16 protein-coding genes are annotated in these 17,852 nt (G+C 53.2%); 10 read left to right on the forward strand and 6 right to left on the reverse strand.

Features of this window, described 5'->3' with window-relative positions:
* Positions 1-7: 7 nt before the first annotated feature.
* Positions 8-964: a Fe2+-enterobactin ABC transporter substrate-binding protein gene (gene fepB, locus ACLJR2_RS10850; RefSeq protein ID WP_001238985.1), complete on the reverse strand. Its 957-nt coding sequence runs from the start codon at positions 962-964 to the stop codon at positions 8-10.
* A 308-nt stretch (positions 965-1,272) separates the two neighbouring features.
* On the opposite strand from fepB, the gene entC reads away from it, so the two are divergent.
* The 7 genes from entC to ACLJR2_RS10885 all read left to right on the forward strand — a co-directional run bounded on the left by entC (position 1,273) and on the right by ACLJR2_RS10885 (position 8,658).
* Entirely contained in the window at positions 1,273-2,448 is a 1,176-nt protein-coding gene (gene entC / locus ACLJR2_RS10855; RefSeq protein ID WP_000367596.1) for an isochorismate synthase EntC, read from the forward strand.
* A 9-nt stretch (positions 2,449-2,457) separates the two neighbouring features.
* The gene (gene entE / locus ACLJR2_RS10860) at positions 2,458-4,068 is read left to right on the forward strand and encodes a (2,3-dihydroxybenzoyl)adenylate synthase EntE (RefSeq protein WP_001222447.1); all 1,611 of its coding nucleotides are present in this window, start codon (positions 2,458-2,460) and stop codon (positions 4,066-4,068) included.
* A 13-nt stretch (positions 4,069-4,081) separates the two neighbouring features.
* Complete coding sequence (locus tag ACLJR2_RS10865) at positions 4,082-4,939, forward strand: isochorismatase (RefSeq protein WP_001007166.1); 858 nt, start codon at positions 4,082-4,084, stop codon at positions 4,937-4,939.
* Positions 4,939-5,694, forward strand: a complete 756-nt coding sequence (gene entA / locus ACLJR2_RS10870; RefSeq protein WP_000145521.1) for a 2,3-dihydro-2,3-dihydroxybenzoate dehydrogenase EntA — start codon at positions 4,939-4,941, stop codon at positions 5,692-5,694. Before ACLJR2_RS10865 ends, entA begins: the two co-directional genes overlap by 1 nt.
* Positions 5,695-5,696: 2 nt before the next feature.
* Positions 5,697-6,110, forward strand: coding sequence for a proofreading thioesterase EntH (gene entH, locus ACLJR2_RS10875; protein WP_000637966.1), 414 nt, complete (start codon positions 5,697-5,699; stop codon positions 6,108-6,110).
* A 181-nt stretch (positions 6,111-6,291) separates the two neighbouring features.
* Positions 6,292-8,397: a pyruvate/proton symporter CstA gene (gene cstA / locus ACLJR2_RS10880; protein WP_001043108.1), complete on the forward strand. Its 2,106-nt coding sequence runs from the start codon at positions 6,292-6,294 to the stop codon at positions 8,395-8,397.
* Positions 8,398-8,460: 63 nt separating this feature from the next.
* Positions 8,461-8,658, forward strand: a complete 198-nt coding sequence (locus tag ACLJR2_RS10885) for a YbdD/YjiX family protein (RefSeq protein WP_000460619.1) — start codon at positions 8,461-8,463, stop codon at positions 8,656-8,658.
* 35 nt (positions 8,659-8,693) lie between these two features.
* Here ACLJR2_RS10885 and ACLJR2_RS10890 read toward each other — a convergent pair whose 3' ends face one another.
* Positions 8,694-9,782: an oxidoreductase gene (locus tag ACLJR2_RS10890; RefSeq protein WP_001016868.1), complete on the reverse strand. Its 1,089-nt coding sequence runs from the start codon at positions 9,780-9,782 to the stop codon at positions 8,694-8,696.
* A gap of 126 nt (positions 9,783-9,908) precedes the next feature.
* Between ACLJR2_RS10890 and ACLJR2_RS10895 the strand changes: the two genes are divergently transcribed.
* Entirely contained in the window at positions 9,909-11,069 is a 1,161-nt protein-coding gene (locus ACLJR2_RS10895) for a pyridoxal phosphate-dependent aminotransferase (protein WP_001533997.1), read from the forward strand.
* Here ACLJR2_RS10895 and ACLJR2_RS10900 read toward each other — a convergent pair whose 3' ends face one another.
* The 4 genes from ACLJR2_RS10900 to dsbG all read right to left on the reverse strand — a co-directional run bounded on the left by ACLJR2_RS10900 (position 11,070) and on the right by dsbG (position 15,025).
* Positions 11,070-11,687 carry an IbrB-like domain-containing protein gene (locus ACLJR2_RS10900; protein ID WP_001164755.1) on the reverse strand — a complete coding sequence of 206 codons (618 nt, stop codon included), beginning with the start codon at positions 11,685-11,687 and terminating at the stop codon, positions 11,070-11,072. It abuts the gene before it with no gap.
* The gene (locus tag ACLJR2_RS10905; protein WP_000118142.1) at positions 11,660-12,895 is read right to left on the reverse strand and encodes a phosphoadenosine phosphosulfate reductase; all 1,236 of its coding nucleotides are present in this window, start codon (positions 12,893-12,895) and stop codon (positions 11,660-11,662) included. Before ACLJR2_RS10905 ends, ACLJR2_RS10900 begins: the two co-directional genes overlap by 28 nt.
* A gap of 164 nt (positions 12,896-13,059) precedes the next feature.
* A complete protein-coding gene (gene citR, locus ACLJR2_RS10910; protein WP_000002503.1) occupies positions 13,060-13,962 on the reverse strand; it encodes a DNA-binding transcriptional repressor CitR in 903 nt (300 codons plus the stop codon).
* Positions 13,963-14,278: 316 nt separating this feature from the next.
* Entirely contained in the window at positions 14,279-15,025 is a 747-nt protein-coding gene (dsbG, locus tag ACLJR2_RS10915) for a thiol:disulfide interchange protein DsbG (protein WP_000597127.1), read from the reverse strand.
* A 440-nt stretch (positions 15,026-15,465) separates the two neighbouring features.
* Between dsbG and ahpC the strand changes: the two genes are divergently transcribed.
* Both ahpC and ahpF read left to right on the forward strand, forming a co-directional pair.
* A complete protein-coding gene (ahpC, locus tag ACLJR2_RS10920; RefSeq protein ID WP_000052802.1) occupies positions 15,466-16,029 on the forward strand; it encodes an alkyl hydroperoxide reductase subunit C in 564 nt (187 codons plus the stop codon).
* A 241-nt stretch (positions 16,030-16,270) separates the two neighbouring features.
* The gene (ahpF, locus tag ACLJR2_RS10925; protein ID WP_000887644.1) at positions 16,271-17,836 is read left to right on the forward strand and encodes an alkyl hydroperoxide reductase subunit F; all 1,566 of its coding nucleotides are present in this window, start codon (positions 16,271-16,273) and stop codon (positions 17,834-17,836) included.
* Positions 17,837-17,852: the final 16 nt, after the last annotated feature.

The raw sequence follows: 17,852 nt of genomic DNA on the forward strand, positions 1-17,852 counted from the left end.
GATAAGGCTAAAACAGGGCGGCCAGCCGGTTAAGCAACAATGTTGCGCTGTAATAATCCAGACGGAACGTCTCCGTACCCAGGGCATAGACACGCTTATTTTGCACCGCTGGCAGGTGCGCCAGCAGCGGATTGGCGTAAAGGGCCGCGACATCTTTGTTGTCGCCGGCAAACAGGAAAAGAGATTCGCCGTTTAACCCGGCGGCCAGATTTTCACCGCCAAGCTGAATGATATCGTGGCGCTTACCCTGGCTTTTGCTGGTTTGCAGTCCTCGGGGCAATGTCGCCAGCGTAAAGCCTAACTGCGTCAATAGCTTGCCTTGTGCTGATTCTGGCGTCCACAGATTGGCGCTATGCGCGGCAGGGGTATACACCAGCGCGCTAACCGGCTGCGGCGGCAGGGCGATTCGCTGTTTAACCGTCGTCAGTTGTGCCTCAAATTCCGCTATTCGCGCGGCGGCCTGTTTCTCCTGGCCGGTGATCTCGCCAAGCTGCGTGAGCAAACTCTGCCAGCTTTTATCGTCATAATTGATGACGAGCGTCGGCGCGATAGCGGAGAGCTGATCGTAAAGCGCCAGCGCGGAGTCGCCGCCGGTGGCGCTAATCAAAATGAGATCCGGCATTTGCGCGGCGACCGTTTCGGCATTCGGTTCGCCGATATACAGCCGGGCGACATGGCGAGCCTTTGCTACGTCGCTCCACTGGCGCATGAACCCTTGATCGTCGGCAAAGCGGTTATTCGGCGTAGTGGCTCCGCTGGCGACGACGGGCGCATCAATCGCCAGCAGCGAGCCTGTTAACGTCACGCTGGTAGAGACGATACGCGCGGGTTTGTGGTCCAGAGTATGAACGCCGCGGCTGTCCTGGATTTGCCGGGGCCAACCGGCGTCCTGGGCTAAGGATATTCCTGAAATTGATATACCAACCACTAAAAGCAGCCAACGATAAAAGGCGGGGAGTCTCACAATAGCGTCCTGTTATTAATAAAGTTAATGCTTCTCATTTTCATGTCAGCGGCAGCGAGATGCAAGCCTTAGTGCCATTTAAGTCATGACCAGAGTTGACAGAGCGACGTTTTACTCTTAGGTTAGCGCACTAAAAATAGAAATAATAATCATTATTATACACAAAATCATTCAAGAAGAATCGCAACGGCAAGGGAAGAAATCCCCGCGAGCATAGATAACTGTGTGACCGGGGTTTCTGAGCGCAGCCAACAAAGAGGCAGCTTGAAAGATGAAGTGTATATAAGCCTTTATCATTGGAGGATGATATGGATATGTCACTGGCTGAGGACGCTCAGGAGACAATGGCAACGCTTGCTCCCGATCGCTTTTTCTTCATGTCGCCGTATCGCAGTTTTACCACTTCCGGGTGTTTCGCCCGTTATACCGAGCCTGCGGTTGCCGGCGATTCGCCGGATAGCCCTTTCCAGCAGAAATTGCGCCAGCAGTTTGCCGAGGCCAAATCGCAGGGCATCGCCAACCCTATCCTGGTGGGGGCGATCCCCTTTGATACCCGTCAGCCGTCGTCGCTATTTATCCCGATGGCGTGGCAGTCCTTTTCCCGCCAGCAAAAGCAGCGCACGGCGCGTTATTTTACTGACCATCAGCCGCTGACGGTGACGGCGCGAAAGGCGATTCCGGAGCAGGATGCTTTTGAAGCGATGGTCGCACGCGCGGCTATGCTGACCGCCACGCCAGACGTCGATAAAGTGGTGCTTTCCCGGTTAATAGATATCACCACTGATGTGGCGGTGGATAGCGGAGCATTGCTGGAGCGGCTGGTTGCGCAGAATCCAGTTAGTTACAACTTCCATGTGCCACTGGCTGATGGCGGCGTTCTGCTGGGCGCCAGCCCCGAATTGCTGCTACGCAAGGAGGGCGAGCGGTTTAGTTCGCTGCCGTTAGCAGGCTCGGCACGCCGACAGCCCGATGACGTTCTGGATCGCGAGGCGGGAAACCGACTGCTGGCTTCACAAAAAGATCGCCATGAACATGAGCTGGTGACGCAGGCGATGAAGCAGATCCTGCGCGATCGCAGCACGGAACTGCAATTACCTTCCTCTCCGCAGTTGATCACCACGCCGACGCTATGGCATCTCGGTACGCCGTTTGAGGGCAAGGCCAACGCCGGAGAAAACGCGCTGACGCTGGCCTGTCTGCTGCATCCAACGCCTGCGTTAAGCGGTTTCCCCCATCAGGTCGCGAAAAAGCTGATTGCTGAACTGGAACCGTTCGATCGTGAACTGTTTGGCGGCATTGTCGGCTGGTGCGACGCCGAAGGAAACGGCGAGTGGGTAGTGACGATTCGTTGTGCGAAATTGCACGGTAATCAGGTGCGCCTGTTCGCTGGCGCCGGGATTGTCCCTGCCTCTTCGCCAGTCGGCGAGTGGCGGGAAACCGGCGTCAAGCTCTCTACGATGTTGAACGTTTTTGGACTGCATTAAGGAACGATGATGCGTATACCTTTCACCCGTTGGCCGGATGAATTTGCCCGCCGTTATCGTGAAAAAGGCTACTGGCAAGACGTGCCGTTGACCGATATTCTGACCCGCCACGCTGACAGCGACAAGACGGCGGTCATTGAAGGCGAGCGCGCATTCAGCTATCGCCAGCTCAACCAGGCCGCAGATAATCTGGCCTGCAGTTTACGCCGTCAGGGCATCAAACCTGGCGAAACCGCTCTGGTACAACTGGGGAATGTACCGGAACTGTATATCACCTTTTTCGCCCTGTTGAAGCTTGGCGTAGCGCCTGTTCTGGCGCTGTTTAGCCATCAACGTACCGAACTTAACGCCTATGCGATGCAGATCGCGCCGACGCTGGTGATTGCCGATCGCCAACATACGCTGTTCGCCGGGGAGGACTTTCTCAACACGTTTGTGGCTGAACACCGCTCTGTGCGGGTGGTGTTATTGCGCAACGACGACGGCGATCACAGCCTGGACGCGGCGATGCGGCAGGCGGCGGAAGATTTCACCGCCACGCCATCACCTGCTGACGAAGTGGCCTACTTTCAGCTTTCCGGCGGTACTACCGGCACGCCAAAGCTTATTCCCCGTACCCATAACGACTATTACTACAGCGTGCGCCGCAGCAATGAGATTTGCGGTTTCAACGAGGAGACGCGTTTTCTGTGCGCGATTCCCGCCGCGCATAACTACGCCATGAGTTCGCCGGGCGCGCTGGGCGTCTTTCTTGCCAAAGGAACGGTAGTGCTGGCGACCGATCCCAGCGCCACGCTCTGTTTCCCGCTGATCGAAAAACACCAGATTAATGCCACAGCGCTGGTGCCTCCCGCGGTCAGTCTATGGCTACAGGCTATCCAGGAGTGGGGCGGCAATGCGCCGCTGGCGTCATTAAGGTTATTGCAGGTCGGCGGCGCGCGGCTTTCTGCGACGCTGGCCGCCCGTATTCCGGCTGAAATTGGCTGTCAGTTGCAGCAGGTCTTCGGCATGGCGGAAGGGTTAGTGAACTATACCCGGCTGGACGATAGTCCGGAACGGATTATCAATACCCAGGGAAGACCCATGTGTCCGGACGACGAAGTGTGGGTGGCGGATGCCGACGGGAATCCACTGCCGCCGGGCGAGATTGGTCGTCTGATGACGCGCGGCCCCTATACTTTTCGCGGCTATTTCAACAGTCCGCAACACAATGCCAGCGCCTTTGACGCCAACGGTTTTTACTGTTCCGGCGATCTGATCTCCATTGATCAAGACGGCTACATCACCGTTCACGGGCGTGAAAAAGATCAGATCAATCGGGGCGGCGAGAAGATAGCCGCCGAAGAGATAGAAAATCTGTTACTGCGCCACCCGGCGGTGATCCATGCGGCGCTGGTCAGCATGGAAGATGAACTGCTGGGGGAAAAAAGTTGCGCATATCTGGTGGTAAAAGAGCCGCTGCGAGCGGTACAGGTACGCCGTTTCCTGCGAGAGCAGGGCGTGGCGGAATTTAAATTACCGGATCGCGTGGAGTGCGTTGCGTCACTGCCGCTGACGCCGGTTGGTAAAGTCGATAAAAAACAATTACGCCAGCGGTTGGCGTCACGTTCACCGCTCTGAAGGAGAAAGAGAGATGGCCATTCCAAAACTACAGTCTTACGCGCTGCCCACCGCACTGGATATCCCGACCAACAAAGTGAACTGGGCATTTGAGCCGGAGCGCGCGGCGCTGCTCATCCACGATATGCAGGATTACTTTGTCAGCTTTTGGGGCCGCAACTGCCCAATGATGGACCAGGTGATTGCCAATATCGCCGCTCTGCGCCAGTACTGTAAGGAACATCATATCCCGGTCTATTACACCGCTCAGCCGAAAGAGCAAAGCGATGAAGATCGCGCGTTACTCAATGATATGTGGGGGCCGGGACTGACGCGCTCTCCGGAACAGCAGAAGGTGGTAGAAGCCTTAACGCCGGATGAGGCAGATACGGTGCTGGTGAAGTGGCGCTATAGCGCGTTTCACCGCTCGCCGCTGGAACAGATGTTAAAAGATACCGGACGCAATCAGCTCATCATTACCGGCGTGTATGCGCATATTGGCTGTATGACCACCGCTACCGATGCGTTTATGCGCGACATTAAGCCGTTTATGGTGGCGGATGCGCTGGCGGATTTCAGCCGGGAAGAGCATCTGATGGCGCTGAACTATGTGGCGGGGCGTTCCGGTCGCGTCGTCATGACCGAGTCGCTGCTGCCGACGCCGGTTCCTGCCAGTAAAGCGGCGCTGCGGGCGTTGATTCTGCCGTTGCTGGATGAGACCGACGAGCCGCTGGATGATGAAAACCTGATTGATTATGGCCTGGATTCAGTACGCATGATGGGGCTGGCAGCGCGCTGGCGTAAAGTACACGGCGATATCGACTTCGTGATGCTGGCGAAAAACCCGACCATTGACGCCTGGTGGGCGCTGCTTTCTCGCGGGGTAGAGTAATGACCGGCTTTGATTTTTCAGACAAAACGGTATGGGTGACCGGGGCGGGGAAAGGGATCGGTTACGCGACGGCGCTGGCGTTTGTCGACGCCGGGGCGCGGGTGATCGGCTTCGATCGCGAATTTACGCAAGAGAATTATCCCTTTGCTACCGAAGTCATGGATGTAGCGGATGCCGCACAGGTTGCGCAGGTGTGCCAGCGTGTGTTGCAAAAAACGACGCGGCTGGATGTGCTGGTCAACGCCGCCGGTATTTTGCGTATGGGAGCGACCGATGCGCTTAGCGTCGACGACTGGCAGCAGACGTTTGCGGTCAATGTGGGCGGGGCATTTAACCTGTTTTCGCAGACGATGGCGCAGTTTCGCCGTCAGCAGGGAGGGGCGATTGTCACCGTAGCCTCAGATGCGGCGCATACGCCGCGTATCGGTATGAGCGCCTACGGCGCCTCTAAAGCGGCGCTGAAAAACCTGGCGCTAACCGTAGGGCTGGAGCTGGCGGGCTGCGGGGTGCGCTGTAATGTGGTGTCGCCTGGTTCGACCGACACCGATATGCAGCGCACGTTATGGGTGAGTGAAGATGCCGAACAGCAGCGTATTCGCGGTTTCGGCGAACAGTTTAAGCTCGGCATACCGCTCGGTAAAATCGCCCGTCCGCAGGAGATAGCCAATACCATTTTGTTTCTTGCCTCCGATCTGGCCAGCCACATTACCTTGCAGGATATCGTGGTGGACGGCGGTTCAATATTGGGAGCCTGACGATGATCTGGAAACGGCATTTAACGCTGGATGAATTGAACGCTACCAGTCAGAACACGCTGGTGGCGCATCTGGGCATTGTTTACACCCGTCTGGGCGATGACGTGCTGGAGGCGGAAATGCCCGTCGATGCCCGCACTCATCAACCGTTTGGTCTGCTACACGGCGGCGCATCAGCAGCGCTGGCGGAGACGTTAGGATCAATGGCGGGTTATCTGATGACCCGCGACGGGCAGTGCGTGGTCGGGACCGAGTTAAACGCCACCCACCACCGCGCCGTCTCGCAGGGGAAAGTACGCGGCGTTTGCCTGCCGCTGCATCTGGGGCGGCAGAATCAAAGCTGGGAAATTACGCTCTTTGACGAGCAGGGGAGGCGCTGCTGTACCTGTCGCCTGGGAACGGCGGTAATGGGATAGTTCTGGCAAAGTAAAATGCAATTGCAGCATTAACGAAGAAAGGAAGTGATCTGGTTAACACTGTAATGTAAAAAATGGGTAACAATCCGGTTTTATCATGTTGTTGTGTTGTTAATTACGGTAAAGGTGTTATAGAAACAAAATGTAACATCTCTCTGGAACACCCAAACGGACAACAACTATGAATAAATCAGGGAAATACCTCGTCTGGACAGCGCTCTCAGTATTGGGTGCGTTTGCCCTGGGCTATATTGCGTTAAATCGTGGGGAACAGATCAACGCGCTATGGATCGTAGTGGCGTCGGTCTGTGTCTATCTTATTGCGTATCGTTTTTATGGGCTCTATATCGCCAAAAAAGTGCTGGCGGTTGACCCAACGCGTATGACGCCCGCGGTACGTCATAATGATGGTCTGGATTATGTCCCGACCGATAAGAAAGTGCTGTTCGGTCACCATTTTGCGGCCATTGCTGGCGCAGGTCCGCTGGTCGGGCCGGTACTGGCGGCGCAGATGGGCTATCTGCCGGGGATGATCTGGCTGCTGGCGGGCGTCGTGCTGGCGGGAGCGGTGCAGGACTTTATGGTGCTGTTCGTCTCGACCCGACGCGATGGGCGTTCGCTTGGCGAGCTGGTTAAAGAGGAGATGGGCGCGACGGCAGGGGTGATCGCGCTGGTGGCCTGCTTTATGATCATGGTGATCATTCTGGCCGTCCTGGCGATGATCGTGGTGAAAGCGCTGACCCATAGCCCGTGGGGAACGTACACTGTCGCGTTCACTATTCCACTGGCGATTTTTATGGGCATCTACTTGCGTTATTTGCGTCCGGGGCGCATCGGCGAGGTGTCGGTCATTGGGCTGGTATTCCTTATTTTCGCTATTATTTCCGGCGGATGGGTGGCGGCAAGCCCAACCTGGGCGCCGTACTTTGATTTTACTGGCGTGCAGCTTACCTGGATGCTGGTGGGGTATGGTTTTGTCGCGGCGGTACTGCCGGTCTGGCTGCTGCTCGCGCCGCGTGATTACCTCTCTACCTTCCTGAAAATTGGTACGATTGTCGGTCTGGCGGTCGGGATTCTGATCATGCGTCCGACGCTGACTATGCCGGCGCTGACCAAATTTGTTGATGGTACCGGACCGGTCTGGACGGGCGACCTGTTCCCGTTCCTGTTTATTACCATCGCCTGCGGCGCGGTATCCGGTTTCCATGCGCTCATCTCCTCCGGCACGACGCCGAAGATGTTGGCCAACGAAGGCCAGGCCTGCTTTATCGGCTACGGCGGGATGTTAATGGAATCTTTCGTCGCCATTATGGCGCTGGTCTCCGCCTGTATTATCGATCCGGGCGTTTACTTCGCGATGAATAGCCCGATGGCGGTACTGGCGCCAGCGGGGACAGCGGATGTCGTGGCTTCTGCCGCGCAGGTGGTCAGTAGTTGGGGTTTCGCTATCACGCCGGATACGTTACACCAGATTGCCAATGAAGTCGGCGAACAATCCATTATCTCCCGCGCAGGCGGAGCGCCAACGCTGGCGGTAGGGATGGCCTACATTTTACATGGCGCGTTGGGCGGCATGATGGATGTGGCGTTCTGGTATCACTTCGCCATTCTGTTTGAAGCGCTGTTTATTCTGACGGCGGTGGATGCGGGTACCCGTGCGGCGCGCTTTATGTTGCAGGATCTGTTGGGCGTAGTGTCGCCAGGGCTGAAACGTACCGATTCGCTGCCAGCGAACCTGCTTGCTACGGCATTGTGCGTGCTGGCGTGGGGGTATTTCCTCCATCAGGGCGTGGTCGATCCGTTGGGCGGTATTAACACCCTGTGGCCGCTGTTTGGCATCGCTAACCAGATGCTGGCGGGTATGGCGCTGATGCTTTGCGCCGTGGTACTGTTCAAAATGAAGCGTCAGCGTTATGCGTGGGTCGCGCTGGTGCCGACGGCCTGGCTGCTGATTTGTACGCTGACGGCGGGCTGGCAGAAAGCGTTTAGTCCGGATGCGAAAATCGGCTTCCTGGCCATTGCCAATAAGTTCCAGGCGATGATCGACAGCGGCAATATTCCGCCGCAGTACACCGAATCGCAACTCGCGCAGTTGGTATTCAATAACCGTCTGGATGCCGGGCTAACCATCTTCTTTATGGTGGTGGTCGTGGTGCTGGCGGTCTTCTCTATTAAGACGGCGCTGGCCGCTCTGAAGATTGATAAACCGACGGCGAATGAAACGCCGTATGAGCCGATGCCGGAAAATGTGGATGAGATCGTGACGCAGGCGAAAGGCGCGCACTAATCTTTTTTCATCAATAGCCCTCTCCAGAATAAGGAGAGGGCATTTGAATGACAGGTGACAACGATGTTCGATACGCTTTCAAAAGCCGGAAAATATCTGGGACAGGCCGCAAAAATGATGATTGGCGTGCCAGACTACGACAACTATGTTGAGCATATGCGCATAACGCATCCGGATCAGACGCCGATGACCTATGAAGAATTTTTCCGCGAGCGGCAGGATGCGCGCTATGGTGGAAAAGGCGGCGCGCGTTGCTGCTGAGGGTTGCCAGGCCTGATAAACGCAACGTCACCAGGCTATATTCTGAAAAATTCAACTTTTTCAAACGCCGCACGCAGGGTGTCTGGCGTTAACGTCACCGGTAAATAGTGGATGGATTCGACCGGGCGCAGGGTATGCGCGATTACCCTATCGATCTCGGCGGTGTTATGAATATCCACGTCCAGTTCGCTAAGCCGGGCCGGCAGATGAAATCGCCGGTACGCTGCAATCAATTGCGCCAGCACGTCATCTTGTCCCAGTAGCGCGCTTTGCACCAGAATGCCATAAGCCACTTTCGTTCCGTGCAGGAATTTTTCCGTTTGCGGCAGGACGGTCAGACCGTTGTGTACCGCATGGGCGGCGGCGACACGGGTATAGCGTTCTCCGAGGCCGCCGACCATACCGCCGCCAGCGATAATCGCATCCACCACGTCGCAAAATGCCTGGGTCAGCCGACGCTGCTGTTTATCCGCTAATGCTTGTTCGCTGCTGTCCAGCAGGAGATCGCGAATAGCGCACGCGCTGTTAATGCCCAGTCTTACGGTCAAAGGTAACGTTTCAGGCTGCGGCGCAAGCACAACGGCTTCATACCATTTCGCCAGCGTATCGCCAATGCCAGCTAACAGATAGTCATCGGGCGCCTGGAGAATAATGCGCGGTTCGACCAGCACCAGAAAATTGGCATCATCAAAAATTTCGAACTGTAACGCCTGTCCCGCGTCGTTATACCAGACGGAAAGCGGTGTCCAGGCGGCGCAGGTTGCCGCGATGGTCGGGATAGCGACAAACGGCAGCGCCAGACGGCGGGCGAGCGCTTTGGCGGTATCGAGCAGCGCGCCGCCGCCAACGCCTATTACCACCTGACGATCGTCGTTGCAGGCGTGCGCCAGTTGGGCAACATGGCGTTCGCTACAATGGCCGGTAAACTGCAGATGTTTTGCGCCAGCACGTTCAAACGCTTCCGGCAGGTAAGGCCGGGCGGCGGCAATCGCGCGTTCGCCGTACACCCAAACGGCGTGGGAAAGCTGTTCCGGCGTGAAAAAGTCTGTCAGTCTTCCGAGGCTTCCGGCATGGGAAAAATAATTCGCCGGGCCGGTAACGACGCGGATTTCAGTGTGGTTCATGTTGTGTTGTCCTTAGGGTCTTCTCACCGCTGTTATTATATTTAGACATCTAAACGTCTTGATTGCCAAATACTAACACCCTGTGATAGTGTGTCAATAACCACATCACTGGCGGGTATGAAGATAATGAGAAATAACCCACTGATTCCAAAAAGCAAATTACCCAATCTTGGCACCACGATTTTTACGCAAATGAGCGCGCTGGCGCAGAAACATCAGGCAATAAATTTATCGCAAGGCTTCCCTGATTTTGATGGTCCTTCTTATTTGCACGAGCGGTTGGCTTATCATGTCGCGCAGGGCGCGAATCAATATGCGCCGATGACGGGCGCGCAGGCGCTGAGGGAGGCCATAGCCGATAAAACGGCGGAAATATATGGTTATCGACCCGATGACGTCAGTGATATCACCGTCACGGCGGGCGCGACAGAAGCGTTGTACGCGGCGATTACCGCACTGGTGCGGGCAGGGGATGAGGTTATCTGTTTCGATCCCAGTTACGACAGCTATGCCCCGGCCGTGGCGCTTTCCGGCGGCGTGTTAAAACGCATAGCGCTTACGCCGCCGCATTTTCGCGTCGACTGGCAGGCGTTTTCGGCGTTGCTTAGCGAGCGCACGCGGCTGGTGATCCTCAATACGCCGCATAATCCCACCGCTACCGTCTGGCGTCAGGAGGATATCGAGGCGCTGTGGCAGGCTATCGGCGAGCGGGGAATTTATGTGTTAAGCGATGAAGTGTACGAACATATTTGTTTTGCCGTCGAAGGTCATGCCAGCGTATTGGCGCACCCTCAGTTACGAGAGCGGGCGGTTGCCGTTTCATCGTTTGGTAAAACCTTTCATATGACGGGATGGAAGATTGGTTACTGCGTTGCGCCTGCGGCCATTAGCGCCGAAATACGCAAAGTTCATCAGTACCTGACGTTTTGCGTCAATACACCGGCGCAACTGGCGTTGGCGGATATGCTGCGCGCCGCGCCGGAACACTATCGCGCGTTACCCGATTTTTACCGGAAAAAACGCGATGTGCTGGTTAACGCGCTGGCGCAAAGCCGATTAAAAGTGCTGCCCTGTGAAGGTACCTATTTTCTGTTAATCGATTACAGCGCAGTGTCGACGCTAAATGACATTGAGTTTTGTCAGTGGCTAACCGAAGAAGTCGGTGTCGCCGCTATTCCGCTCTCTGTCTTTTGCGCCGCCCCTTTCCCGCATCAGCTTATACGTTTATGTTTCGCTAAACAGGAATCAACGCTGCTGGCCGCCGCAGAGCGCCTGTGTAAACTGTAGTTATTTAACCGTCCACGCTCTGGAGAATCGACGGTCTGCAAAAAGCTCCTGCAGGCCGTTGATCTGTTTCAGGCGCAGGACTTCATCGGCGTCCATACCTAACTCCTGGCCGATTTTGCTCTCGTCCCAGCCTAGCAGAGAAAGTTCGCGCACGATTTCTGACATGGCGTGGATCTGGTGACGCCCGCGCGCGCGGTTATGCCGAATGGTTGCCGCCATGCGTTCGTGACGTTCTCTGTCCAGACACGTTATCGGCAGGTAGCCTTTCAGACGCCTTTTCAGGGCCGCTTTTCCTTTGCCCAGCTCATGACGGTGAAAACCGTCCACAATCTCGTACTCCTCGGCATCGGCCTTTACCACCACGATCGGCTGAGTAAACCCATCTTGTTCAATCGATTTAAGCAGCAGTTTTTTCTCCGGCGGCGCAACGTTATTCGGGTTGTAGTCATTAGGCGAAATATGATCGTTTTTCACCCACAGGACACAATCGACAGGCTCATCGCGAAAAGGACTAACGCTATGTATCGCCATTCTAAATTCATTAATGGCGGCGATCCTCTCCTCTTCAGGCAGTTCAGAGAGAAAGTGAGTTATTTCGGTTGTGAGTCGGTGTTGCATAAGATCCCCCATTCCTGGCGTTTAGCTTTCATACGTTCGTTATAACGCTGGTAATTCTTAGGTTTTGTCGGACTGAATGACAGCGCCCGGCACCAGTAATCATTGTTCAGTAATACTTTGCAGATCCGTCGCCACGACGGAATATCGCGCGATCCGATATCGCCATGCTGCGTCTGTGGAATAGTGTTCATGCCTTTTTTCTTATACCACTGCAAATAAACGGCGATTTTATTACGGTAATGTTCGGCAGTGACTTCAGGCATACTGTGTAGCAGGAGCAGCGCGTACTCTTCCCAGTTAAGGTGATCGGGTTTTAAAATTTTCCGGTGGCCATAAAAATGGCTGTCTTGTCCGGCGTATATTCCTCCGCTGAGTGCGCCGCTGACTCTGGCGCACATGGCCGCCCAGCGCTCAGGTTCGATAACATGATACAGCCATAACCCCTGTCGTTGTTCCGGACCGAACGGTTCGCAAATACGCATGTAGCGGGGTGGTACGCCAGCCTGATACATCAAATTATACAAAGGGTTACAGGGTTTACCTGTTTTGGCGAACCAGGTCCAGATATCTGCGGTTTTCCAGTCATAGATGGGATAGATATACCAGGTGTGCCCCTTAGGGGCTAACGTGGTCCAGGGCTTATCGTCGGCAAAGCGCAGCTTATGCGAGTTAGCGATAGCGGCAAATCGGTTATAGGATTCGTCGGAACGAATACCGACCAGCATAGCGGCAGGACGTTTTTCTGAAAACCAGTCGGCAAAATCGCGAACGAACTGTTCAAAGGTCATGCCTTGTTGATAAAAGGAAAAAAAGGCCGGATCGGTAATCGCATCTTCTGGCGGTTGTCGTACCCAGTCGGTACCCGGCTGCCAACACTGCCACTCCGGCTGGTATTGTGAAAGGGAATTTTGTGTGGTTAAGGGTAATGCGACCCAATAAAAACGCTCAATAACGTCCGCGTAATATTCACGTAATGATTCAATATAGGCGATGGTACAGGAGAATTGCGCTTCCCAGTCAATGAAGAGAACATGGATCTTTTTATTCATTTTGCGCGCCAACGTTGCCGTCAGGTGCAGCATAAGTCCTGAATCTTTACCACCAGAAAATGAGACGCAGACCCGGGGTAAGGTTTCCAGGGTCCACATTATACGCTCTTGAGCCGCTTCCAGAACATTTTGCTCAAGCGGAACTTTATAAACCGACATCTCTGGATAGTCTCCGATGTGTTAACTAGAGTATATTCGAATAATTAACATAAAGGATAAGCGGATTAGATGAACTTGCAATGCTTTATTATATTTATTAAATAAATACATTATATAAATATATACATTGAATTTATATTAACACCTGTTATCTGACCTTCTTATTAATGCTTTTTTGTGATGTGCTCAATGAGCTCAGCAAATCCACTATTATTCAGCGAAGCTCTATTATACATAAGATAGAGCTGTACGGGAGCAATGGTAAAAGGTGTAGTGACTTTTTTAAGTTTTATAGAGGAAGAGTAATAGTCAACAAGTGATTCTGGTAAAAAACCAATAAGCTCCGTGGAGCTGATGGCGTTGGCGATGGTCATCAGCGATTTGCTTCTGAAACCAATTATTCTTTCCCCCAGCGTATCATCGATAAGTGAATGATACTCTTTTATACCGCTTGCCCGGGCGACGAGTTGCGTAAATGACTCTTGTAGAATTTCATCGATAGTGGCGGTGTCGCCTAGTCGGGGATGGTTTTCACTGCAAACCAGGATACATTCCATCCTATTAAAGTGAGTACAAACAATAGAACGATTATTGAGTGGGGCCATTGAAACCACAATATCTGCTTTGCGGTAGGCAAGAAGATCTTCAGGCAGTTCGTCAGTGGTCAAAATGTCGTGATATTCAATTTCAACCTGTGGATCTTTGCGGATATATTTAACTAATTTCATCACATATTGGGTGATCAACAGCTGTGGGCTGTAGATAATAAACTTTTTCTTCAGGCTGGACTGATTCATTATATTAATAGTTTGTTCCAGGCTGTTAAGGTTATTTTCTAAATGATAATGTAAATTAATGCCTGTTACGGTAGGCGTAATTCCTTTACCTGAACGAATAAATAGAGGGTCGTTGAATTGCGTGCGCAGGCGTTGCAATGACTGGCTTACGGCAGAAGGTGTAATATAGAGTGTTTCTGCTGCTTTGCTAATGCTTAAATGTTGATAGATACATTCAAATATAACCAACAAGTTAAGATCAAATTTTTTCAGGTCGTAAAGGTTAGCCATAGTATCTTCCCGGCATTATCATGGTATCTTCCATGATTATGACTTAATCTCAATAATTTACCAGAATTATGTTTATTAAACTTAATGTAGAGTTTATTTAAACTAAAATACCACAGTTATGAATATTTTAGCGAGTAAATAATCACAGTAAAGGCGGACATAACGTACACTTTTATAATCACGCCGTTAGTCTAAAAAGGCTGTGCCGGATGACATGCTGGTCTGGCGTCGCGTTAATGCCAGGAAGAGGTTGGCCCGACAAACGCAGCGCTATCGGGCGGGGTACGGTTAAGCTTCTGCCTTGCTAATTTCTGCGTTAAGGCTGCTCCATCATGGCGTCCAGTTGCGCTTTTTCCGGTAAACCCACAACCTGTTGCAAAATCTTATCTTTATTCATGTAATAAATTGCTGGCGTCGCGTTAGCGCCAAGATCGTCCATTAACTGCTGATTCTGATTAATGACTTTCATCTGCGCCGGGGGGATGGACGCCGGAACCTCCAGCTTCATCTTTCCTGCGGAGGCTTCATAGTCATACCAGGTTTTCGCCGGGTCTTTCGCGGCTAAAATCGCTGCGGCTGTGGCCGGGCTTTCCGGTTTAATCACCCCGACCAGTAACGTACGTAATTGTACCTTGCCGGATTCGACCCACGGGCGAGCTTGTTGCCAAAACTGCTTACAATAGGGGCAGAAAGGGTCGGCGAAGACATACAGCACCACCGGCGCGTCTTTTTTACCGTCGAGTATCCATGACGCTTTTTCCATTTTCTGCCACATTTCACGTCCGGCCGGTGCATAGATCTCTTTTTCTATCAGGGCGTTGCTAAGATTTTCACCTTTTTCATTATACATATAGCCGGAAATCGCGTGTTTACCGTCCGGCGTCAGGTAAATCGTGACGCCCATATCCTGATACTTTCCGAGATAGCCCTTCATGCCCCCCGGCGCCTCGAAGGATTTCAGGATTGTTATGCCCTGTTTTTCAATGGCTTTAACCGGCGCAGGCAGTTCTTCCGCGTGGGCGAGAATGGGCAGCATAGCAAGCAGCAATGTACGTTTAATCATATTTTTTCCTTTTAAGATCAAAGCGAAAAGAGTATTAATGATGATGCCTATCACAGACATAGGTAAGAGCTGGCGTGCCGGGATTGCCCTTTCTATGCTGGGGTGATGTAATCCTTTTCGCTGTTACAGCCTTTGTTAAGGTAATGTAGAGCGCAACACTTAGCCAGCATATACGCTATGGATTTCGAGTTGCAGACAATACGTCTGTAATTTGCAAGACGAGTCGTACTGGCTCTGAAGTTACCTACGGGTAGTTCAGGTAATGGGGCCGCCTGTCAGGCGGCCTTTTTACTTTAGATGGCTGACAGGGCGCAGTGTTCACAATGTCGCCCGAATCGGGTTGTTAGTTAACGCTTATTGATTTGATAATGGAAACGCATTAGCCGAATCAGCAAAATTTCGTTAACTTACTCCTCAACGAAAACACGGAGGAAGTATAGATGTCCTTAATTAACACCAAAATCAAACCTTTCAAAAACCAGGCGTTCAAAAACGGTGAATTCATTGAAGTCACCGAGAAAGATACCGAAGGCCGCTGGAGCGTCTTCTTCTTCTACCCGGCCGATTTTACCTTTGTTTGCCCGACTGAACTGGGTGACGTTGCCGACCATTACGAAGAACTGCAGAAGCTGGGCGTAGACGTTTATTCCGTCTCAACCGATACTCACTTCACGCACAAAGCATGGCACAGCAGCTCTGAAACTATCGCAAAAATCAAATATGCGATGATCGGCGACCCGACTGGCGCCCTGACCCGTAACTTCGACAACATGCGTGAAGATGAAGGTCTGGCAGACCGTGCGACCTTTGTTGTTGACCCGCAGGGTATCATCCAGGCGATCGAAGTTACCGCTGAAGGTATCGGCCGTGACGCGTCTGACCTGCTGCGTAAAATTAAAGCAGCACAGTATGTTGCCGCTCACCCAGGCGAAGTATGCCCGGCGAAATGGAAAGAAGGTGAAGCGACTCTGGCTCCATCTTTAGACCTGGTCGGTAAAATCTAAATTTCCGTCGTCTTTCACGCCATAGCTGCGTTGGCGTCGCCTGCTCACCCCGGTCACTTACTTCAGTAAGCTCCCGGGGATTCTCAGGCTAGCCGCCTTACTCTGACGTGAAATACTTTGGAAATTGTTTCAGTCATGGGCGCACCCGCGCCCATTTCATTTCAGCACCATGACGCAAGTTGCATTAATGCAGTCCCGCGAAGTCGGCTTGCATGATGATGTTTTCAGAGAGGGAAGAAGAATGCTCGACACAAATATGAAAACCCAGCTCAGGGCTTACCTTGAGAAACTGACCAAACCTGTTGAGCTGATTGCCACGCTGGATGACAGCGCTAAATCGGCGGAAATCAAGGAACTGCTGGCTGAAATCGCCGAGCTGTCCGACAAAGTCACATTTAAAGAAGACAATACTCTGCCGGTGCGCAAGCCGTCTTTCCTGATTACGAATCCAGGTTCTCAGCAGGGGCCGCGCTTTGCCGGTTCTCCGCTGGGCCACGAATTTACCTCGCTGGTTTTGGCGCTGCTGTGGACCGGCGGTCATCCGTCAAAAGAAGCGCAGTCGCTGCTGGAGCAGATTCGCGATATTGACGGCGATTTTGAATTCGAAACTTATTATTCACTCTCCTGCCATAACTGCCCGGACGTAGTGCAGGCGCTGAACCTGATGGCGGTGCTGAACCCGCGTATTAAACATACGGCAATTGATGGCGGCACCTTCCAGAACGAAATCACCGAACGTAACGTGATGGGTGTTCCGGCGGTATTTGTTAACGGTAAAGAGTTCGGCCAGGGACGTATGACTCTGACCGAGATTGTCGCTAAAGTGGATACTGGCGCAGAAAAACGCGCGGCGGAAGCGCTGAACAAACGCGATGCGTATGACGTACTGATTGTCGGCTCCGGCCCGGCGGGCGCGGCGGCGGCGGTCTACTCGGCGCGCAAAGGCATCCGTACCGGTCTGATGGGCGAGCGCTTCGGCGGTCAGGTGCTGGATACCGTGGATATCGAAAACTATATCTCGGTGCCGAAAACCGAAGGCCAAAAACTGGCGGGCGCGCTGAAAGCGCATGTCAGCGATTACGACGTTGACGTTATCGACAGCCAGAGCGCAAGTAAACTGGTTCCGGCCGCGACAGAAGGCGGCCTGCATCAGATTGAAACGGCGTCCGGCGCAGTCTTGAAAGCGCGCAGTATCATCATCGCCACCGGCGCGAAATGGCGCAATATGAATGTGCCGGGCGAGGATCAGTATCGCACCAAAGGCGTCACCTATTGCCCGCACTGCGACGGTCCGTTATTTAAAGGGAAGCGTGTGGCGGTCATCGGCGGCGGCAACTCTGGCGTTGAAGCGGCTATCGATCTGGCAGGTATTGTAGAACATGTTACGTTGCTGGAGTTCGCGCCGGAGATGAAGGCGGATCAGGTGCTACAGGACAAAGTGCGTAGTCTGAAAAATGTCGATATCATTTTGAATGCGCAAACGACAGAAGTGAAGGGCGACGGTTCGAAAGTGGTGGGGCTGGAGTATCGTGACCGTGTCAGCGGCGATATTCATAGCGTCGCGCTGGCAGGCATTTTTGTGCAGATTGGTCTGTTGCCGAATACCCACTGGCTGGAAGGCGCGCTTGAGCGTAACCGCATGGGCGAGATCATTATAGACGCCAAATGTGAAACCAGCGTTAAGGGCGTCTTCGCCGCAGGCGATTGTACCACCGTTCCTTACAAACAGATTATCATCGCCACAGGCGAAGGGGCGAAAGCCTCGTTGAGCGCCTTTGATTATCTGATTCGTACCAAAATCGCATAAAAAGAAGTAAGCACAC

The sequence above is a fragment of the Salmonella sp. SAL03688 genome (assembly GCF_046551895.1).
In the GTDB taxonomy this organism is placed as follows: Bacteria; Pseudomonadota; Gammaproteobacteria; order Enterobacterales; family Enterobacteriaceae; genus Salmonella; species Salmonella enterica.